This is a genomic window from Streptomyces sp. NPDC003032 (assembly GCF_053591415.1).
Window position 1 is genome coordinate 266989 of the sequence record NZ_JBSFTT010000004.1, and the last position, 19785, is coordinate 286773.

15 protein-coding genes are annotated in these 19785 nt (G+C 72.3%); 8 read left to right on the forward strand and 7 right to left on the reverse strand.

The window, feature by feature from the left end:
• Positions 1-167 precede the first annotated feature (167 nt).
• From ACWDZ7_RS07850 to ACWDZ7_RS07880, 7 genes are all read left to right on the forward strand, one after another.
• Positions 168-1688, forward strand: a complete 1521-nt coding sequence (locus ACWDZ7_RS07850; RefSeq protein ID WP_451795739.1) for a hypothetical protein — start codon at positions 168-170, stop codon at positions 1686-1688.
• A gap of 32 nt (positions 1689-1720) precedes the next feature.
• On the forward strand, positions 1721-2740 hold the full coding sequence (locus tag ACWDZ7_RS07855) for a glutamate ABC transporter substrate-binding protein (RefSeq protein WP_451795741.1): 1020 nt from the start codon (positions 1721-1723) through the stop codon (positions 2738-2740).
• Positions 2741-2804: 64 nt separating this feature from the next.
• Positions 2805-4124 (forward strand): hypothetical protein, encoded by a 1320-nt coding sequence (locus ACWDZ7_RS07860; RefSeq protein ID WP_451795743.1) that lies wholly within the window; start codon positions 2805-2807, stop codon positions 4122-4124.
• A complete protein-coding gene (locus ACWDZ7_RS07865) occupies positions 4121-6652 on the forward strand; it encodes a tetratricopeptide repeat protein (protein WP_451795744.1) in 2532 nt (843 codons plus the stop codon). Before ACWDZ7_RS07860 ends, ACWDZ7_RS07865 begins: the two co-directional genes overlap by 4 nt.
• 12 nt (positions 6653-6664) lie before the next feature.
• Positions 6665-8128: a PP2C family serine/threonine-protein phosphatase gene (locus ACWDZ7_RS07870; protein WP_451795927.1), complete on the forward strand. Its 1464-nt coding sequence runs from the start codon at positions 6665-6667 to the stop codon at positions 8126-8128.
• Positions 8129-8197: 69 nt separating this feature from the next.
• Positions 8198-9553 carry a vWA domain-containing protein gene (locus ACWDZ7_RS07875; RefSeq protein WP_451795745.1) on the forward strand — a complete coding sequence of 452 codons (1356 nt, stop codon included), beginning with the start codon at positions 8198-8200 and terminating at the stop codon, positions 9551-9553.
• A 73-nt stretch (positions 9554-9626) separates the two neighbouring features.
• A complete protein-coding gene (locus ACWDZ7_RS07880; RefSeq protein WP_451795747.1) occupies positions 9627-10934 on the forward strand; it encodes an FHA domain-containing protein in 1308 nt (435 codons plus the stop codon).
• A gap of 27 nt (positions 10935-10961) precedes the next feature.
• Here the strand turns inward: ACWDZ7_RS07880 and ACWDZ7_RS07885 are convergent, their stop codons facing one another.
• Positions 10962-11924, reverse strand: coding sequence for a methyltransferase domain-containing protein (locus ACWDZ7_RS07885; RefSeq protein WP_451795748.1), 963 nt, complete (start codon positions 11922-11924; stop codon positions 10962-10964).
• A 126-nt stretch (positions 11925-12050) separates the two neighbouring features.
• Between ACWDZ7_RS07885 and ACWDZ7_RS07890 the strand changes: the two genes are divergently transcribed.
• A complete protein-coding gene (locus ACWDZ7_RS07890; protein ID WP_451518061.1) occupies positions 12051-12464 on the forward strand; it encodes a globin in 414 nt (137 codons plus the stop codon).
• A gap of 22 nt (positions 12465-12486) precedes the next feature.
• Here ACWDZ7_RS07890 and ACWDZ7_RS07895 read toward each other — a convergent pair whose 3' ends face one another.
• The 6 genes from ACWDZ7_RS07895 to ACWDZ7_RS07920 form a co-directional block, all read right to left on the reverse strand.
• Complete coding sequence (locus ACWDZ7_RS07895) at positions 12487-13173, reverse strand: hypothetical protein (protein ID WP_451795750.1); 687 nt, start codon at positions 13171-13173, stop codon at positions 12487-12489.
• A complete protein-coding gene (locus tag ACWDZ7_RS07900) occupies positions 13170-13610 on the reverse strand; it encodes an acyl-CoA thioesterase (protein WP_451795752.1) in 441 nt (146 codons plus the stop codon). Before ACWDZ7_RS07900 ends, ACWDZ7_RS07895 begins: the two co-directional genes overlap by 4 nt.
• A 7-nt stretch (positions 13611-13617) precedes the next feature.
• The gene (ettA, locus tag ACWDZ7_RS07905) at positions 13618-15282 is read right to left on the reverse strand and encodes an energy-dependent translational throttle protein EttA (protein WP_451795754.1); all 1665 of its coding nucleotides are present in this window, start codon (positions 15280-15282) and stop codon (positions 13618-13620) included.
• Positions 15283-15412: 130 nt separating this feature from the next.
• The gene (locus ACWDZ7_RS07910; RefSeq protein WP_451795756.1) at positions 15413-16822 is read right to left on the reverse strand and encodes a Cys-Gln thioester bond-forming surface protein; all 1410 of its coding nucleotides are present in this window, start codon (positions 16820-16822) and stop codon (positions 15413-15415) included.
• Between the two features lie 369 nt (positions 16823-17191).
• A complete protein-coding gene (locus ACWDZ7_RS07915; protein WP_451795758.1) occupies positions 17192-17611 on the reverse strand; it encodes a single-stranded DNA-binding protein in 420 nt (139 codons plus the stop codon).
• Between the two features lie 201 nt (positions 17612-17812).
• Positions 17813-19783, reverse strand: a complete 1971-nt coding sequence (locus ACWDZ7_RS07920) for a GTPase (protein WP_451795760.1) — start codon at positions 19781-19783, stop codon at positions 17813-17815.
• Positions 19784-19785: the final 2 nt, after the last annotated feature.

Below are 19785 nucleotides of genomic sequence, written 5' to 3' on the forward strand. Positions count from 1 at the left end.
TACGCGGGCGGGAACCGGTGTGCCGCCAAACTCGTGTTCCAGGGCAGGGGATCCGCGCAAGATCGGGCCAAGGCCTGTGCGGATGTCAGTGCCTGCGGCGATACTTGCGGCCGTGCACTTCTTCCCGCGCCGTGCGCGTCGGGCGGAAGCAACCGTCCGATGACCAGATGACCAAGGGGGAGGTCGAGGTCCAGGTGACATATCCGCCGAAGGGCAGCGCGGTGCCGCCGGGTCCGCCCGTGCCGCCCGTGCCTCCTGGGCACGCCCCGGGGCAGCCCGTGCCGACGATGCCCGCCGTCCCGCCGCAGACCCGGCGGCAGCCCACGCAGCCGACCGCGACCGGCCCGCGCCGCACCGCCTGGGCCGAGGGCACGGACCGGCTGCGCGCCGCCGCGACCACGGAGCCGGGCAGGCTGCGGATCATCGGCGCCGTCCTGGCCCTGCTCGTCGTCGCGTTCGGCGCGGTCACCACCTGGCAGATGACGGACCGCTCGGCCGCCGCGGACGACGTGCTGCACCGCAGCCAGCCGCTGAGCGCCGACGCCGCGGCCATCTACCGCTCACTGGCGGACGCCAACACGGCGGCGTCCAGCGGCTTCCTGGCGGGGGGCCAGGAACCGGCGACCGTCCGCGACCGGTACGAGCGCGACATCGAGCGGGCCTCGCAGAAGCTCGCGACGGCCGCGTCGAACGCGGGCTCGGACTCCTCGTCGGCCACCGCCGTCGGCAAGCTGAACAAGCTGCTGCCCCAGTACACGGGCCTGATCGAGCGCGCCCGCGCGAACAACCGCCAGGGCCTGCCGCTCGGCGGCGCCTATCTGCGCTACGCCAACGACAAGATGCAGACGCAGATGCTCCCGGCCGCCGAGAAGCTCTACAAGGCGGAGAACGAGAGGCTCAGCTCGGACTACGGCAAGGCCAAGCCGTACCCCTGGTTCGCCATCGCCCTCGGCGTCCTCGCGCTCGCCGCCCTCGCCTGGGCACAGCGCCGCAACTACCGCCGTACGAACCGGGTCTTCAACCACGGCCTGCTCGCCGCGACCGCCGCCACCACGGTCGTACTGCTCTGGCTCGTCGCCGGTCACACCTTCGCCCGCTCGGGGCTGAACGAGTCGTACGACGACGGCGTGCGGTCCCTGAACGTCCTCAACGACGCCCGCATCAGCTCCCTGAAGGCGCGGGGCAACGAGAACCTGACGCTGGTCAGCCGCGGTGCGGAGACCACCGAGGTGGGCGGCGAGACCAAGGACAAGTTCGACGTCTCCTACCGCGCGCAGATGAAGCAGCTCGGCGACGCCGAGAGCGGACTGCTCGGCAAGGCGGCCGATCTGGCCGACGACGACGCCGGCGGGCTTCCGGTGGACGAGGCCGTGGAGAACGTGGGCGTCTGGCAGGACCGCCACAAGGAGGCCCGTTCCAGCGACGACTCCGGCGACTACCAGGGCGCGCTCGACAAGGTCATAGGCGACAAGAACGACGAGGACGTCAAGCCGACGGGCGAGTGCTTCGACAATGTGGACGCCGCCCTGGACCGCGCCCTGGCGCACGAACAGCGTGAGTTCAAGCAGGCAGCCAAGGACGGCAGGGGCGCCATGACGGGACTGCCGGTCGGCGCCGCCGTGCTCGCGGTCCTCGCCGCGGCGGGCGCCGTGCTCGGCATCGGCCGCAGGCTTTCGGAGTACAGGTGATGGGGTCAGAGGTGGAAGGGGGCGCGCGGACGATGCGTACACGACGTGGCACGGTCAGGCTGCGTGGCTCGGGCGTCAGGCTGCGCGGCTGGGGCGGAGTCGGCGCGATGGGGCTCGCCTGCGCCGTGACGGGGGCACTCGTCCTGGCCCTCCCTCCGCAGAAGGGCGACGGCGCGGCGGCGGGCCACGGCTCCGGCGTCACGGTGGCCGCTCCCGCGCGGGCCGACGCCGGAGACTGCAACGACCGGAGTCTGCCCCCCTCGGGCGAGGACGGCCCGACGATCGACGCCATCAAGAACCGCGAGGTGAAGAAGCTCGTCGTAGGCGTCGACCAGAACAGCTACCGCTGGGGCTACCGCGACCCGAACAAGGAGGGCGGCGAGCTCGAAGGGTTCGACATCGACCTCGCGCGCGAGATCGCCGAGGAGATCTTCGGCGACCGCGACGCCGTCGTCTTCCGCGCCATACCCACCAACCAGCGCATCCCGGCGATCAAGAGCGGCCAGGTCGACATGGTCGTACGCACCATGACGGTCAACTGCGACCGCCTGAAGGACGTCGACTTCTCCACGGGGTACTTCGAGACGGGCCAGCAGGTCCTCGCCCCCAGGAAGCCGAAGTCCGACATCACGGGGTACAACGAAACGCTCAAGGGCAAGAAGATCTGCTCGGCCGTGGGCTCCATCGCCCTGGAGGAGCTCAAGAAGGAGAACTTCGGCGCCGATATCTCCACCACGGTGCCCAACCAGCTCGACTGCCTGGTGCGGCTCCAACTCGGAGAGGTGGACGCCGTGGTGACCGACAGCGCGCTCGCCGCGAGCCAGGCCGCGCAGGACCCGACGGTCGAACTCAAGGGCGAGGAACCGTTCACCACGGAGCACTACGGCGTGGCGATGAAGAAAGGTTCGGACGACCTGGTCCGCCGGGTCAACAAGGTCCTGGAGGACTACCGCGAGGACAAGAAGCACGGCTGGCGGAAGTCCTACGACAAGTGGCTGGAGAAGGGCCTCGGCGAGACGTCCGGCCCACCGGCCCCCGAGTACCGCGACTGACGCGGGCAACCGACCTGGTACCACTGAAGTGTTACGGCAACGCAGCAGAGCGGAGAGGTGATCGATGAGCGTCACGGGACCCCCCGGTCCGCTGATGGACCGGGACGAGGTGGACCGTGCGCTGGCGCGGCTCGACGCCGAGCACGAGGCGATCGAGACCTCGCTCCTCGCCCTCCAGGACCACGCGGGCCGCCGCCTGCTCGAAGGCGCCCGGCTCACCGGCGTCACCCAGGAGCGCTGGGTGGCCACGGAGAGCCGCATCACCCTGCTCTGGGCCTACTTCGACGCCTACGCCGGCGCCCTGAACACCGCACGCGAGCTGCGCGCCCGCAGACGCTGGCTCAACCGCGACGACCTGGTCGAGCTGACGGAGCTGCTGCGCGGCGAGTCCGTCACGGTCGCGGGCGGCTCCACGTCCGGCACGTCCCCGTCGATCACCGGACCGGCCAAGCTCACCGAGCGCTTCACGCTCGAAGAGCTGGTGACCCGCATGAACGACCTGTACGCGCACTCCCTCGACATGGTCGTCGCCGCCGACGCCGTGTGGTCGGCGCTGCCCGCCCGCATCGACCTGCTCGCCGCCGAGCTGGCCCGCACCCGTCACCTCGCGCACTCCGTCGGCGTACGCCCCGGGGAGCACCCCTCGGGCGACGACCTGGAGCGCATCACGCGCGCCCTGACGGCCCTGCGCGAGCAGGTGATCAGCGACCCGCTCGCCTTCTGGCAGCGTGCCGAGGGCAGTTCGGCGCCCGGCGGCGGCCGCCCGCACACCGACCGCTACGACCGTGAGGCGCGCGCCCTGGAAGAGGTGCGCCGCGAGATCGAGGCGGTGCTCACCGTCCGCCAGGACGCGGAGGCCCGCCTCGGCAGGCTGCGTGACGTGCTCTCCCGCGCGGACCGCACCCTCGCGGAGGCGAGGAGCGCCCGCGGCGAGGTCCTCGCGAAGATCGCCGCCTCCGAGGTGCCCGTGGTCAGCGGCCCGCCGACCGTGCTCCAGGAGCAGCTGGCGATGGCCTCCGACTACCGCAGGCACGCCCAGTGGCACCGCCTCTCGCCGCTCCTGGAGTCCCTGGAGCGGAAGGCCGAGGACGAACTGCTGCGCGCCCGCGAGTCGTTGACCGCCGTCACGGCGCCGCTCGCGGTCCGCGCCGAGCTGCGCGGCCGCCTGGACGCGTACAAGGCGAAGGTCGCCCGGCACGGCCACGCCGAGGACCCGCTCCTGATCGAGCGGTACGACGCGGCGCGCCGGATGCTGTGGAGCGCGCCCTGCGATCTGCGCGTGGCCGAGCAGGCGGTGCTGCGCTATCAGCAGGCCGCCGCCGAGGTGCTCGTGCCGAGGGTCCCGCAGCAGGGCGGGCCCGCCGACCGGAGGGGGGAAGCGTGAGCCAGCGGCAGTGTCAGCGGCCCGGATGCCCGGGGTCGTACGAGGACGTCGGCGGCGGCGAGCTGTACTGCGACACGTGCGGTCTGGCCCCGGTCGTCGCGCCGGACGGCGGGGTGAGTTCGCCGCCGACGGGCATCACGGGCGGCGGCAAGGGGGCGCGGGGGTCGGGCAGTTCGAGCGCCCGCTCCTCTTCCCGCGCGTCCTCGCGCTCGTCCCGGTCGTCCCGGTCGCAGTCCTCGCGCAGGTCGGTGTCGGGGCGGCTCTCCCGTTCCGTGTCGGGCGGCTCGACGTCGCGTTCGGTGTCGGTGCGCAGTTCGGGCTCGGCGGCCTCGTCGTCGAGCCGGGGACGGCTCGGCGTCGGTCTGGTCACCGTGCCGGACGTGCCGCGCCCCGATCCGCGCGGGGCGGTGCAGGAGAACCCGGAGGTGCCCGAGCGCAAGCGGTTCTGCTCGCGCTCGGACTGCGGGGCGCCGGTGGGCCGCGCGCGGGGGGAGCGGCCGGGCCGGACCGAGGGGTTCTGCACCAAGTGCGGCCACCCGTACTCGTTCGTGCCGAAGCTGAACCCCGGCGACATCGTGCACGGCCAGTACGAGGTCGTGGGCTGTCTGGCGCACGGCGGTCTCGGCTGGGTCTATCTCGCCATCGACCGGGCGGTGTCCGACCGCTGGGTGGTCCTCAAGGGCCTGCTCGACACGGGCGACCAGGACGCGATGGCCGCCGCGATCTCCGAGCGCCGCTTCCTCGCCGAGATCGAGCACTCCAACATCGTGCGGATCTACAACTTCGTCGAGCACCTCGACCAGCGCACGGGCTCCATGGACGGCTACATCGTCATGGAGTACGTCGGCGGGAAGTCCCTGAAGGAGATCGCCAACGACCGCCGCACGGCCGGCGGCAGACGCGATCCGCTGCCGGTCGAGCAGGCGTGCGCGTACGGCATCGAGGCGCTGGAAGCCCTCGGCCATCTGCACAGCCGCAACCTCCTGTACTGCGACTTCAAGGTCGACAACGCCATCCAGACCGAGGGCCAGCTCAAGGTCATCGACATGGGCGCGGTCCGCAGGATGGACGACGACGAGTCCGCGATCTACGGCACGGTCGGCTATCAGGCCCCCGAAGTCGCCGAGGTGGGCCCCTCGGTGGCCTCCGACCTCTACACCGTCGCGCGCACCCTCGCCGTCCTGACGTTCGACTTCCAGGGCTATACGAACGTGTTCGTGGACTCGCTGCCCGACCCCGACAACATCGAGGTCTTCCGTACGTACGAGTCGTTCTACCGGCTCCTCGTGCGCGCCACCGACCCGGACCCGGCCCGCCGCTTCGCCTCCGCGCAGGAGATGGCCGAGCAGCTCACGGGCGTACTGCGGGAGGTCGTGGCGCTGCAGACGGGCAAGCCGCGGCCCTCGCTCTCCACGCTCTTCGGCCCCGAGGTGAAGGTCACGGACACGGAGCTGTTCGCGGAGCTGTCGGGCGACGTGTCGCGGTTCGGGGTGCGTCCGCTGGTCCCGGAGGGTTCGGGCAGCCGCCGTGAGCTGCCGCCCGCGCCGCCGCCCGCCGCGATCGTCCGGCCGCTGGACGCCGCCGCGACCGCGCTCGCGCTGCCGGTGCCGCGCGTCGACCCGAACGACCCGAACGCGGGCTTCCTCGCCGGTCTGATGACGTCCGCGCCCGCCGAGCTGATCACCGCGCTCGGGGCGGCGCCCGCCGACTCCGTCGAGCTGCAGCTGCGCGGGCTGCGCGCGCGGCTCGCCATGGGCGAGGTGGGCCCGGCCGCCGAGGCGCTGGCCGACCTGGAGCGCCGGCACCCCGACGACTGGCGGGTGGTCTGGTACCGGGGCGTGGCGGCCCTGGCGACCGGCGACTTCGAGAGCGCGGCGCTCTCCTTCGACGCGGTCTACGACGCGTTCCCCGGCGAGGCCGCGCCGAAGCTGGCGCTCGGCGTCTGCGCGGAGGTCCTCGGCCAGCTGGACAACGCCGCCGAGTACTACCGCCTGGTGTGGACCACCGACCCCAGCTATGTGAGCGCCGCGTTCGGCCTGGCCCGGGTGCGGCTCGCCGCCGACGACAGGACGGGCGCGGTGCGCACCCTGGAGTCGGTGCCGGAGTCGTCCATCCACTACACCGCGGCCCGGGTCGCGGCGGTGCGGGCGCGCCTTCGCCGCCGTATGGAGTCGCGGGCCGCGTCGCCCGGCTCGGCGTTCCTGGACGACCTGACGGCCGCCGCGGGGCAGATCGAGGCGCTCGCGGGCTTCGGTCTGGACGCGGTGCGCAGGGAGCGCCTGTCGACCGAGGTGCTGGGGACCGCGCTCGACTGGGTACTCTCCGGTAGGCACTCTGGTCACGTCTCCGCGCCACCGGACACCACCGGAACGCGGACCGTGCTGCTCGGCAGTGATCTGGACGAGCGCGGTCTCCGGTTCGGTCTGGAGCGTTCGTACCGGACACTGGCCCGGCTCGCACAGGGTGGCGAGGAGAGGATCGAACTGGTGGAGCGGGCCAACCGTTTCCGCCCCCGGACGTGGGTGTGAGTGATGTCGCAGATGCCGCGGATGCCCCAACTGTCTGCCTGTCCCAGCTGCGAGGAGCCGCTGGAGTCGGGTGACCTGTTCTGTGGTGCGTGCGGGTACGACCTGTCGGCGGTGCCGGCGCGTCCCGTCACGTCCCCCAACGGGGCCGCGGCCGGTCGGCCCTCCGAGTGGCCCGTCGCGCCCGAGGCCGACAGCTCCGACACCCCGGCGCCCACGCATCTCTCCACCGACCTGCCGGGCACGGACTCCGCGGGGACGGAGCTGACGGAACCGGACGAGTACCCACTACCGACGCCTGCCGCGCCGGACGCGCTCGCCACCCCAGGCACTCCTGCCGCGCCGGGTACACCCGCCGCCCCGGGTACGCCTCCCGCGCCGGACGCGCTTGCCGTGCCGGGTACACCCGCCGCATCCGACGCGCCAGCCGCCCCAGGGACACCTGCCGCTCCAGGCACGCCTCCCGCGCCGGACGCGATGGCCTGCCCCGGCGCGACGGTCAGCCCCGACGCCGCGGCGGTCGACCCGCGTACCGGCGCACCCGGCCCCGCCCCGTCCGCGGACGCCAAGCTCTGCGTGGCCTGCCGCTCCGGCCGCGTCGACCCGGACGGGTACTGCGAGAACTGCGGGCACGCCCAGCCGCGCGAGCGCGACCACATGGAGCAGGAGCTGGACGCGGTCGCCGCGGTCAGCGACCGGGGCCTGCGCCACCACCGCAATGAGGACGCGTTCGCGATCTCCGCGGCCGCGCTGGCCGACGGCTCCCCCGCCGTCGTCGCGATCGTCTGCGACGGCGTCTCCTCCGCGACCCGCCCGGACGAGGCCTCCCTCGCCGCCTCCCGCGCCGCCAACGAGTCCCTGCAAGGCGCGCTGCCGCGCGGCACGCATCCGCAGCAGGCCATGCACGACGCCATCCTGTCGGCTGCCGAAGCCGTCAACTCGCTGGCCGACGAGCCCACTTCCGCGCGCGAGCACAGCCCCCACCAGAACGCGCCCGCCTGCACCCTGGTCGGCGCGGTCGTCGCCGGAGGGCTGCTCGTGATCGGCTGGGTCGGCGACAGCCGCGCCTACTGGGTGCCCGACGACCGCAGCGGCCCCACCGTCCGCCTCACCGAGGACGACTCGTGGGCCGCGCAGATGGTCGCCGCGGGACTGATGAACGAGGCCGAGGCGTACGCCGACGAGCGCGCGCACGCCATCACGGGCTGGCTCGGCGCGGACGCGTACGAACTGGAGCCGCACACCGCTTCCTTCAAGCCGGACCGGGCGGGTGTAGTGGTGGTGTGCACGGACGGGCTGTGGAACTACGCGGAAGCGGTCGACGAGATGGCGCGGGCCGTGCCCGCCGACGCCGCGGACCGGCCGCTGCACAGCGCCCAGGTGCTGGTCGGCCACGCGCTGGACGGCGGGGGCCACGACAACGTAACAGTGGCGGTCGTCCCGTTCCGGTACGCGCCACAAGGGGCAGGATCGGCCTAGCGCCGGACGGGGGCCGGGGGCCGCACCGGGGCTGTCGGGAGTTTGAGGATCTGAGGGGGAGCAGCATCCATGGCCATTTTCTCGAAGTCGAACGTGCCGCAGTTCTCGGTCGACGTCTACCAGAACGAGTTCCTGCCGGAGGGCGGCCGCGAGGTCAACGCCATCGCCACGGTGACCTCCACCGGAGGCGGCACCATCGGCACCGCGGTGAGCGCCCCGCATCTGTACTCCGCGGGGCAGAGCCCGGACGCCGCCGTGGCGATCATGGTGGACTGCTCCGGCTCCATGGACTATCCGCCGACGAAGATGCGGGGTGCCAGGGACGCCACGGCCGCCGCCATCGACGCCGTGCGCGACGGCGTGCGCTTCGCGGTGATCGGCGGTACGCACGTCGCCAAGGAGGTCTATCCGGGCAACGGCCGCCTGGCGGTGGCGAGCGCGGAGACCCGCGAGCAGGCCAGGCAGGCGCTGCGCAGGCTCAGCGCGGGCGGCGGCACGGCGATCGGCACCTGGCTGCGGCTCGCCGACCGCCTGCTGGCCTGTGCCGACGTGCCCGACTCCGCGGTGCGGCACGGCATCCTGCTCACCGACGGCCGCAATGAACACGAGTCACCCGACGCCCTCAAGGCCGCGCTCGACTCCTGCGCGGGCCGCTTCACCTGCGACGCCCGCGGCGTCGGCACGGACTGGGAGGTGAAGGAGGTCACAGGCATAGCCTCCGCACTGCTCGGCACCGCCGACATCGTCGCCGACCCGGCCCATCTCTGTGCCGACTTCACGCAGATGATGGAGACGGCGATGGGCAAGGAGGTCGCCGACGTCAGCCTGCGGCTGTGGACGCCAGTAGGCGTGGAGATCAAATTCGTCAAGCAAGTGGCGCCCAGGGTCGAGGAGTTGACCGACCGCCGTACGGAGGCGGGGCCGCGCGCCGGGGACTACCCGACGGGGTCCTGGGGCGACGAGTCCCGCGACTACCACATCTGCGTACAGGTGCCGACCGCCGACCTCGGCCAGGAGATGCTCGCGGCCCGGGTCTCCCTGGTCGTACCGCAGGGTGACGGCAGCGCGCAGACGCTGTCGCAGGGCCTGGTGCGGGCGGTGTGGACGGACGACATGGCGGCCTCCACCTCCATCAATCCGCAGGTCGCGCACTACACGGGCCAGGCGGAACTGGCGCAAGTCATCCAGCAGGGACTCGACGCCCGCAAATCGGGAGATGTCGACGGGGCGACCGCCAAACTGGGCCGCGCCGTCCAGCTGGCGGCCGCCTCGGGCAACGCGGATACGGCGAAACTGCTTTCGAAGGTGGTGGACGTGGTGGATGCCGCGGAAGGTACTGTTCGATTGAAGGCGAAGGTCGCCGAAGCGGACGAGATGACACTTGAGACTCGCTCGACGAAGACCGTTCGCGTGAAGAAGCGCTAGCAGTAACAGCAGTGGAAGAACGTCCGCGTACGTACGGCCCTCGGGCCGGAGAAGGAGAGGGGGAAGCGCCGACATGCCGACCTGCCCGAACGGACACCAGTCGGGTTCCGACGACTGGTGCGAGGTCTGCGGTCACCGCATGGCCGGTGCCGTACCGCCGCCCCCTCCTCCCCCGCCGCCCGCGGCCGGGTACGGCTATCCGCCGCCGCCCCCCGGCCAGGACCCGAACTTCCCGCAGCCCGGCCCCGGGCGCCCGCGTCTGGCCGCCGTGCCGGAACCGGCGCCCGAGGCGGAGCTGTGCCCGCAGTGCCGCACGCCCCGCGAGGCGAACGCGCCGTTCTGCGAGGAGTGCCGCTGGAACTTCCTGACGAACACGGCGACGTCGTACACCCCGGCCGCGCCCAACCCGCCGCTGCCGGGCACCCAGGGCGGTCCCGGTGTGCCTCCGCAGCACCCCGGGCAGGGCCCGTACGAGTACCAGGGCTCGCGCCCCTCGCAGATGAACCGCCCCGCGGAGCCGATCCCGCCGTTCGGCAACGGCGGAGGCAACGGCAACGGCGGGCGTCCCGGTCAGCCCGGTCCCGGTCAGCCTGGTCCGGGTCAGCCCGGTCCGGGTCAGCAGCGCCCCGGCCAGCAGGGCTACGGCGGGCAAGGCCCCGGCCAGGCCCCGCCTCCCGGCGCCCCGCAGGCCTTCCAGCAGCCGGGTCCGCCCGCGTTCCCGCAGGAGACCGGCGCCCCGCAGGGACCGCCTCCCCCGCCGCAGCCCGGCTCCGGCGGCCCGTCCTTCGGCGGAGGCGACGACGACTGGGTGATCTCGCCCCCGTCGTCCCCGGCGCAGCAGCAGCCGTTCCAGCGGCAGGACATTTTCCAGCAGGTTCCCCCGCAGCAGCAGGCGCCGCAGCCGCCACAGCAGCAGCCCCCGCAGCCGCAGGTGTCGCAGCCGCAGCCCCCGCAGCCGCAGGCCCCGCAGGGCCCCGGCACGTGGACGGCGACGATCGGTCCCGACCGCGAGTACTTCATGGCGATGATGCAGCGCAGCGGCCCCGAGGCGTCGAGCCTGAACCTGCCCGCGTACTCCCCGGAGCAGCAGCGCCCGCTGGCCGGCAACCAGATCAGCATCGGCCGCCGCCGTCACTCCACGGGCGACACCCCGGACATCGACCTGTCGGTGCCTCCGGAGGACCCGGGCGTCTCGCACCAGCACGCGGTGCTTGTCCAGCAGCCGGACGGCAGCTGGGCGGTCGTCGACCAGAACTCCACGAACGGCACCACGGTCAACGGCGGCGAGGAGCCCATCCAGCCGTTCGTCCCGGTCCCGCTCCAGGACGGCGACCAGGTGCACGTGGGCGCCTGGACGACGATCACGGTCCGCCGCGACTGACCACGACCACCCCTTCGTCGCGGGCGGTCACAGTGGCCAGGCGTACGGCCCTTCGGGGTCGTCCAGCCAGGCCCACTCGTACCGCCCGCGCACGCTGACCCCGAAGCGCTCCCGCACCGGCCGGCCCTCGCGCTCCCACAGCGCGAGCGCCTCGTGCGGGTCGAGGCTGCCCCCGGTCAGCTCCAGAAGGAAACGGAACAGCTCGTTCTGCATGGCCCTGCGCGGCAGCCCTCCGATGTGCTGCTCGTGCGGGGCCTTTCCGCTGCCACCGCGCAGCGGCACGAAGTAGGCGGGCGTGTGCAGGAAGCGCCCTTCGGCGTGCTCCGCGTCGCGCACGGTCAGCGCGATCAGGCCGGTCGCCAGCGGCGCGAGGACACGGGCGCCGGGGGCGCACTGGGCGAGCCACGGCCGGGGCACCGAGGTGAGGGTGCAGGTGGCGATGATCCGGTCGTAGGGCGCGCGCTCGGGACAGCCGGCCGCCCCGTCGCCCGTCACCACGGCCGGGCGGTGCCCGGCGGCCGTGAGGTGCCGCCGCGCGGACTCCGTGATCTCGGGGTCGAGATCGACGGTGGTGACGTGGTCGTCGCCGAGCCGGTGGGCGAGCAGCGCCGCGTTGTAGCCGGTGCCGGCGCCGATCTCCAGGACGCGGTCGTCCTCACGTACCTCCAGCTCGGTGAGCATCTTCGCCATCAGGGACGGCTGGCTGCTGGACGAGACCAGCTCCCCGTCGCGTACGCGGGTCGCGAGCGGCGCGTCCGCGTAGGCGCCGCGCAGCCAGCGGGTGCGGCGCGCGGCGTCGGGGTCCTCGCCCCACAGGCGTTCGTAGGCGCCGCCCCTGCCGATGATGTAGTAGTACGGCACGAACAGATGGCGCGGCACCGCCTCGAACGCCGCTCGCCAGGCGGGATCGGCGCGCCAGGCCCCGCTCGCCTCGATCTCACGCACGAGGGCGGTGCGGACCTCGGCCACGAGTGCAGGATCGGGTTCCATGAGTCCACTGTGCTGCGCGGACGCCGCCGATGCGAGTGGCGGGAGCGGGATGATCCCGTGCGGCTCTCGGGGGGCCGAAGGGGGATGGTCCTAAGCCTTCAGTCCTCGGTCGCGCCGTCTGAGACCATGGACGGTGTGAAAGAGATCCCGCGCGGCACGCTTCAGGAGCAGACCTACTACGAACAGGTCGGCGGCGAGGAGACCTTCCGGCGCCTGGTGCACCTCTTCTACCAGGGGGTCGCGGAGGACCCGCTGCTGCGGCCGATGTACCCGGAGGGGGACCTGGGCCCGGCCGAGGAGCGCCTCGCGCTCTTCCTGATGCAGTACTGGGGCGGCCCCCGCACCTACAGCGACAACCGCGGCCACCCGCGCCTGCGCATGCGGCACGCGCCGTTCACCGTGGACAGGGCGGCGCACGACGCCTGGCTGAAGCACATGCGCGCGGCGGTCGACCAGCTCGGGCTCTCCGAGGAGCACGAGCGGACGCTGTGGAACTACCTGACGTACGCGGCGGCGTCGATGGTGAACTCCGAGGGCTGACCCGGCCGCGCCCTTAGAAACGTCAGGCGGGCGTGACCGAGAGCCCGCCGACGCCGGCCCGCCGCACCGCGACGGACCCATAAGCCGTACGCAGTCGGAGCCACGCCCCCGAGGACAGCAGGGTCAGCGTGTCCCCCCGCAGGAAACCCAGCGACTGCGCGGCGTGCGCGGCGCGGACGGGCAGCCCCGTCTCGCCGATCGTGCGGGACCAGATCTCCCGGCCCACGCGATCCAGCTCGGCGCGCACGCGCCGCTCCGTCGGCAGCTCCTCGACGCGCGCCTTGAACTCGGCGACGGCGGCCGCCACCAGGCCGCGCACCGCGTCCGCGGCTGGAAGCCCCGGCTCCTGGCGCCAGCCGCCCCGCGGCGGCAGCACGCCCGCCCACGGGGGCCCGGTCACGGCCTCGGGCACGGCGGCGACACCCGCCGCCGTCACGGATTGCGCCGACTCGCCCACGGACTCCAGGAACTCACCGGCGGAGACGGTGACGTCGAGCGTGGTGTGGATCGCGTTCTCGTACGGCTTGGCGAGCCGCGCCGTACGGATGGCGAGCACCTCGAACGACGGCGGCCGCCCGAACACGGCGAGCGTGTCCCCGGCGGCCTGCAGCCGCACGGCGGCCGCCTTGTCGTAGTGGATCAGCCGCGCCAGGAAGGCGGCGAGGTCCGCCGCCTCCCCGGCATCGACGAAGTGCAGCCGCGCTGTCATGCGGCAAGCGCCCCCGAGCCGCTGTCGGAACCGTCGTCGACGTACGCCTCCAGGAACGACCTCTCCTCTGCGGAGATCCGCCGCGGCCGCTGCGCTTCCAGATCGAACGGCACGACCACGGTCGAGGCCCGCACATACACCTGGTCCGCGTCCTTGATCTCGTAGGCGATGGTCAGCGACGCCGCACCGATCTTCGTCACCCACGACTCGATGGTGACCGGCTCGTGCCGGTGCACCAACGGCCGTACGTAGTCGATCTCGTGGCGGGCCACGACCGATCCGCCGGAGAACGACGGGGACCCGTCACCGGGCGCCAGCCGGAACATGAAGTCGATGCGCGCCTCTTCCAAGTACCGGACGAAGACGGCGTTGTTGACGTGCCCGAAGGCGTCCATGTCCGACCAGCGCAGCGGGCACTGGTATATGTGTCGAGCCACGGCCGCCTCAGCCTCGGGTCAGCTTCTTGTAGGTGGCACGGTGCGGACGGGCCGCGTCGGCGCCGAGACGCTCGATCTTGTTCTTCTCGTACGACTCGAAGTTGCCCTCGAACCAGTACCACTTGGAGTCGCCCTCGTACGCCAGGATGTGCGTGGCGACCCGGTCGAGGAACCACCGGTCGTGAGAGATCACGACAGCGGCACCCGGGAACTCCAGGAGCGCGTTCTCCAGGGAGGACAGGGTCTCGACGTCCAGGTCGTTCGTCGGCTCGTCGAGGAGGAGCAGGTTGCCGCCCTCCTTGAGGGTCAGCGCCAGGTTGAGGCGGTTGCGCTCACCACCGGAGAGCACCCCGGCCGGCTTCTGCTGGTCCGGACCCTTGAAGCCGAAGGCGGAGACGTACGCCCGCGACGGCATCTCGACCTGGCCGACGTTGATGTAGTCCAGCTCGTCCGAGACGACGGCCCACAGCGTCTTCTTCGGGTCGATGTTGGCGCGGCTCTGGTCGACGTAGGAGATCTTGACCGTGTCGCCGACCTTGATCTTGCCGGAGTCCGGCGTCTCCAGGCCCTGGATCATCTTGAACAGCGTGGTCTTGCCCGCGCCGTTGGGACCGATGATGCCGACGATGCCGTTGCGCGGCAGCGTGAAGCTCAGGTCGTCGATCAGGACCTTGTCACCGAAGGCCTTCGACAGGTTCTCGACCTCGACGACGATCGAGCCGAGACGCGGGCCCGGCGGAATCTGGATCTCCTCGAAGTCCAGCTTGCGCATCTTGTCCGCCTCGGCGGCCATCTCCTCGTAGCGCGCCAGGCGCGCCTTGGACTTGGCCTGCCGCCCCTTGGCGTTGGACCGCACCCACTCGAGCTCTTCCTTGAGCCTCTTGGCGCGCTTGGCGTCCTTCTGGCCCTCGACCTTGAGACGGGACTGCTTCTTCTCCAGGTACGTGGAGTAGTTGCCCTCGTAGGCGATGGCGCGGCCGCGGTCGAGCTCGAGGATCCACTGGGCGACGTTGTCCAGGAAGTACCGGTCGTGGGTGACGGCGATGACGCAACCCGCGTACTTCGCGAGGTGCTGCTCCAGCCAGTTCACCGACTCGGCGTCGAGGTGGTTGGTGGGCTCGTCGAGGAGCAGCAGGTCGGGCGCCTCGATGAGGAGCTTGCAGAGCGCGACGCGGCGCTTCTCACCACCGGAGAGGTTGGTGACGGGCCAGTCGCCGGGCGGGCAGCCCAGCGCGTCCATGGCCTGCTCCAGCTGGGCGTCCAGGTCCCACGCGTTGGCGTGGTCCAGGTCCTCCTGGAGCTTGCCCATCTCCTCCATGAGCGCGTCCGAGTAGTCGGTCGCCATGAGTTCCGCGACCTCGTTGAAGCGCCGGAGCTTGCCCATGATCTCGGCGGCGCCGTCCTGGACGTTCTCCAGAACGGTCTTCGACTCGTCGAGCTGCGGCTCCTGCATGAGGATGCCGACGGTGAACCCGGGCGAGAGGAACGCGTCACCGTTGGACGGCTGCTCGAGCCCGGCCATGATCTTCAGCACCGTGGACTTGCCGGCGCCGTTGGGGCCCACGACACCGATCTTCGCGCCAGGAAGGAAGCTCAAGGTGACGTCGTCGAGGATCACCTTGTCGCCGTGCGCCTTGCGCGTCTTGCGCATGGTGTAGATGTACTCAGCCAAGAGAAACCGTCCGGCAATCAGTGAGTGGGCAGATACACCCCATCTTGCCTGACGGCCACCCCTCGGCGGAAACCGGCTGGTTCGCCGCCGGGGGGCCGGAGGCCGGGGCTGGGGGTCGGGGGCCCTTTCGTCACTTCTCGGTGGTCGTCTCCTCCGGGGTCTGTGCCGGGTCCTTCTTGGTGCGCAGGAAGAAGACCACCGCGCCGCCGAGCAGGACGAACACCACCGCGATGCCGGCGATCAGCGGCGTATTGCTGGAGCTGCCGGTCTCGGCCAGGTCGGTGCCGCCCGAGGTGCCGCCCGCCGACGCGGGGCTCGGCTCGGAGACGGGCTGCGCCTTGGTGCCGATCGTGCTGGCCTCGGTCCGGCAGTCGAGTACGCCCTTGAAGCGCTTGTCGACGCCGTTCGGACCCTTGATCGTGAAGTCGTAGGGCTGGTCCTCCTGCAACGGGATCGTCACCGTCTGCGACGTGCCCGCCTTGATCGTGTGCTTGAACCCCATCAGCCGGAAGGTGAACGGAGCGTCGCCCTTGTTGCTCGCGGTGATGTCCACGCCGCCCTTGGCGCAGTTCTTCTCCGCCGAGAGCGCCGGTATCGCGCCCTTGGCGGCCCAGTCGGCCGTGGCCGTCGCCGACACCGTCGACTCGCTGGAGCCCGCGAGGATCTGCGCCTGGCTCCTGGTCTCGGAGGTGAAGGCCCGGCCGACCGGCACGGTGGTCGACGCCTGTACGGAGATCGCGGCCGAGCCGTCCGGCGTGTCCTTCGGGACGTCGAAGTAGAGCCGGCTGCCGTCGCGCGCGGATTTCACCGGCTTGCCGTTCTTGCCGACGACCTTCACACCACTCGCCACGGAGTCCGTGGGCGGTGTCACCGTCACCGCGTCCGCGTCGGTCCGCACGGTGACCGGGCCGAGCCGCTCCCCGGTCTTCCCGGAGACCGCGGGCGGCTCCAGCGTGAGTGACGCCTTGGGCTCCGCGCCTCCCCGCGCGCTCTTGTGCAGGTAGTCGGCGAGCTTCTCGGCCTGCGGGTCGACGGCGTCGACCTTCGCGCCGTCCGAGTACCGCCAGATCGCCACCTGGGTGCCGGCCGCTGCGGTCTGCTCGGTGAGGGACGTGGCACCCGCCTTCTTGGCGAGCGCCGCGAGGTCGTTCACCTGCGGGTAGGAGTGCTGGAGGATCCAGCGGATCCGGCCCGCGTCGCGGTTGCCGTTCAGCGAGGTGCCGCTCCAGGGGGTCTCCTGGTACTTGGCGTCCTTCTGCGTGGGGTTGTGGATGTCGACGCAGTACGTCTGGAGGGTGCCGCCGTTCTCGACGGACATCTCGAAGAGCCCGGCGGGGACCTGTTGCGAGCTGCCGTTGTCACGGATGACCGCCTGGTCGTACGTCTGCAATCCGCCCAGCGTCGCGGTCGCACCGCCCCGGTGCCGCGGCACCTCTTCCGCCGCGGCCGCTCCCGCGCCGGCCAGCGCCCCCGCGGCGGCGAGGCCGGAAGCCACCGTCACGACGGCGAGACGGGCGACGCCTCGACTACGTATGGACAACGCAGAAAACACTGAATTCCCCTCCGGGCGGGACCCGTTCACGACGATGGGGGGTGGTCCCGCCAGCAGATTGAAAGGGGCAGGATCACCTGTCACCTGCGTGGCATCTCCTGCCGACTGCCCCGTGAGCTACGTTCGGCATCCTAAGGAAGCGGCACACCACGACCCCCAGTCATACCGTCGGATAGACGATCCGACTCGGAATCGTTATCGCCAACACCCGTCCCGAGCTGGGCTTATCGACAAATCAACGGCCTTGGGCAGCCTTGATCGGCCTTGCAGGCATCCATTCGTCGATAAGCCGCGCATCGGTCGCCGTCGGTATCGCCCCGCCCCGCACCCTGGTGGGCGTGCCCACCTGACCTGCCGTCACCCCACCGGTTCCGGCTCCGCCTCCCGCGCTGACACCGGTTCCGTCAGCGACGCGTCCGCCTTGGACACCCGCCGGAACGCCGCCGTGCCGCGCGACAGATCGTGGCCGATGGCCTGCGCGTCGATGTCCGCCGAGGTCCAGTGCTGCCCGCCCCGCTCCTCGTCACGCACCTTCAACCGCCCCTGCACGATGACCGGTTCGCCCACCGAGAGCGAGCCCTGCACATTCCTGCCGAGCGACCGATTGGCCCACACCGTGAAGAAGTTGGTGTGCCCGTCGATCCAGGTGTCCTTCACCGCGTCGAAGTACCGCGCCGTCACCGCGAGCCGGAACCGCGCCACCGGCCCCGACGGCAACTCCCGGTACACCGGCGTCGTCGCCACGTTCCCCACCACCGTTACCTGCGTCTCGTTCATGCCCAGCCCCTCCCATGCGTCCGTCCGCGCCGCCGCGCCTTCCGCGGCTGCGATCTCAGACTGCACCGGTCGCGCCGGGCCCGCTGAGCCCTGTGCACTACCCGCCGGTTGTGGAAAACTCCGTCACCCTCCTCACCCCCACGGGCGCGCCCTCACCACCCTCACGGGCGCACCCCCACCACCCCAACGGGCGCGCCCACATCACCTCAGCCCGGCACGCGACGCCCCCGTCACCCGCACGTACTGCTCCATGACCTCGCGGTACCGCAGCAGCTCGGCCGCCACCGGATCCAGGACCCAGGCCCGCCCGCACCCGGCGGCCGCCTCCCGAAGCCGCCGTTCCACCTCGTGCCCGTATCTGCGGGCGGGCCCCCGCGCCGCGATCCGGCTCGCCCACTCCACGCACGGGCCGCCCACGATGCCCGCCAGCATCAGCAGCGCCGGCACGCCGAGGTTCGGCTCGGCGATGCCGACGATCTGCCCCACGAGCCAGAGGCCGCCCACGACCTGGAGCAGCGTCATCGCCGCCTGCGCGAGGACCGCGGCCGGCCACCAGCCGGGCCGCGGCGGTCGCCCGGTCGGCACGCCCGCCGTCACCGCCAGTTCGTCGAGCGCCTCGGGCAGCCCTTCGGCGCCGCGCACCGCGGCCTCCCGCACGGCCTGTCCCCAGGGCACGGGCAGCCCCGCCGCCGCCTCGTCGGCCACCGTGCGCACGGCGTGCTCCACGCGCTGGCGCGCCGTCGCCTCCTCGTCCACCAGGGCGGGCACGAGAGGCGTCGAGGAGCTGTCCGGCGAGCGCTGTGCCTCGTACCACCGCCACAGCTTGAACCACGGGTCGCCGCACGCCTTGCCCGCGTGCCTGCGCCAGGCCCGCTCCGCCGCGTCCCCCGCGGCGGCGGCGCCCACCGCGTCCGCGAGGCGGTCGGCGAACTCCTCGCGGGCCTCCTCGCTGAGCCCGACGCGCCCGCGGTTCCGGCCGCCGGGCGACCCGGCGACGTACACCGGACGCAGACGTTCCGCGGCGGCGTCCAGGTCGGCGGAGATCCGGCGGGCCGCGGCGCCCCGCTCCTGTGTGAACTGGCCGAGCGCCTCGCGCAGTTCCCCGAGGCCCTCGCCGGTCAGCGCGGAGAGCGCGAGCACCGTGGCACCCGGTTCGCCGTGTTCGCCGAGCGCGATGCCGTCCTCGTCGAGGACCCGCCGCAGGTCGTCGAGGACCTGGTCGGCGGCGTCGCCGGGGAGCCGGTCGGTCTGGTTGAGGACCACGAAGGTGACCTCGGCGTGCCCGGCCATGGGCCGCAGATAGCGCTCGTGGAGCATCGCGTCGGCGTACTTCTCCGGGTCGACGACCCAGATGACGGCGTCGACGAGCGCCAGGATCCGGTCGACGTGCTCGCGGTGCTCGCCGACTGCCGAGTCGTGGTCGGGCAGGTCGATCAGTACGAGCCCCTGGAGCTCGTCGGCGCCGGGCCCCTGAAGGGGGCGGCGGCGCAGCCGTCCCGGGATGCCGAGCCGGTCGAGCAGCCCCGCGGCGCCGTCCGTCCAGCTGCATCCGATGGGCGCGGCGGTGGTCGGCCTGCGTACGCCGGTCTCGGAGATCATCACGCCGGCGAGGGCGTTGAAGAGCGTCGACTTGCCGCTGCCGGTGGCGCCCGCGATGGCGACGACGGTGTGCCGGTCGGAGAGCTTGCGCCGGGCGGCGGCCTCGTCGAGGACGCGGCCGGCCTCGGCGAGGGTGCCGCTGTCGAGGCGGGTGCGGGAGAGCCCGACGAGCTCGCGCAACGCGTCGAGCCGCCCCCTCAGGGGGCCTTCGTACGAAGTGGGCTTCCTGGAGGGAGCGTAGGCGCGGACCCCGGATCCGGTCCCCATTCCGAGCCCGGACCCCGACCCGGCCCCGGCCCCGATCCCGATCCCGGTACCGGTGCCCGGGGGCTTTGTGCCGTCCGCGACGCGGCGGGCGATGAGGCCGTCGTCCCAGGCCTCTTCGGAGTCGTCGTCCGGCCGGCCGGAGGGGTCCTTCCGCCCCTCCCGCTCCCCCCGCTCCTCGCGGCCGTTTCGCTCCCCCCGCTCCTCGCGGCCGTTTCGCTCCTCCCGGTGCTCCCGATGCTCTCGCTCCTTCCGTTCCTCCCGCTTCTCCCGCTCGTCGCGCTCGGTGTGATCAGTGACGGCAGTCACCG

Excerpts from the sequence above, each read along its gene's own strand:
- ACWDZ7_RS07850 (WP_451795739.1), top strand. The coding sequence starts at position 168 with ATGACCAAGGGGGAGGTCGAGGTCCAGGTGACATATCCGCCGAAGGGC.
- ACWDZ7_RS07855 (WP_451795741.1), top strand. The coding sequence starts at position 1,721 with ATGCGTACACGACGTGGCACGGTCAGGCTGCGTGGCTCGGGCGTCAGG.
- ACWDZ7_RS07860 (WP_451795743.1), top strand. The coding sequence starts at position 2,805 with ATGAGCGTCACGGGACCCCCCGGTCCGCTGATGGACCGGGACGAGGTG.
- ACWDZ7_RS07870 (WP_451795927.1), top strand. The coding sequence starts at position 6,665 with ATGCCGCGGATGCCCCAACTGTCTGCCTGTCCCAGCTGCGAGGAGCCG.
- ACWDZ7_RS07875 (WP_451795745.1), top strand. The coding sequence starts at position 8,198 with ATGGCCATTTTCTCGAAGTCGAACGTGCCGCAGTTCTCGGTCGACGTC.
- ACWDZ7_RS07880 (WP_451795747.1), top strand. The coding sequence starts at position 9,627 with ATGCCGACCTGCCCGAACGGACACCAGTCGGGTTCCGACGACTGGTGC.
- ACWDZ7_RS07885 (WP_451795748.1), bottom strand. The coding sequence starts at position 11,924 with ATGGAACCCGATCCTGCACTCGTGGCCGAGGTCCGCACCGCCCTCGTG.
- ACWDZ7_RS07890 (WP_451518061.1), top strand. The coding sequence starts at position 12,051 with ATGGACGGTGTGAAAGAGATCCCGCGCGGCACGCTTCAGGAGCAGACC.
- ACWDZ7_RS07895 (WP_451795750.1), bottom strand. The coding sequence starts at position 13,173 with ATGACAGCGCGGCTGCACTTCGTCGATGCCGGGGAGGCGGCGGACCTC.
- ACWDZ7_RS07915 (WP_451795758.1), bottom strand. The coding sequence starts at position 17,611 with ATGAACGAGACGCAGGTAACGGTGGTGGGGAACGTGGCGACGACGCCG.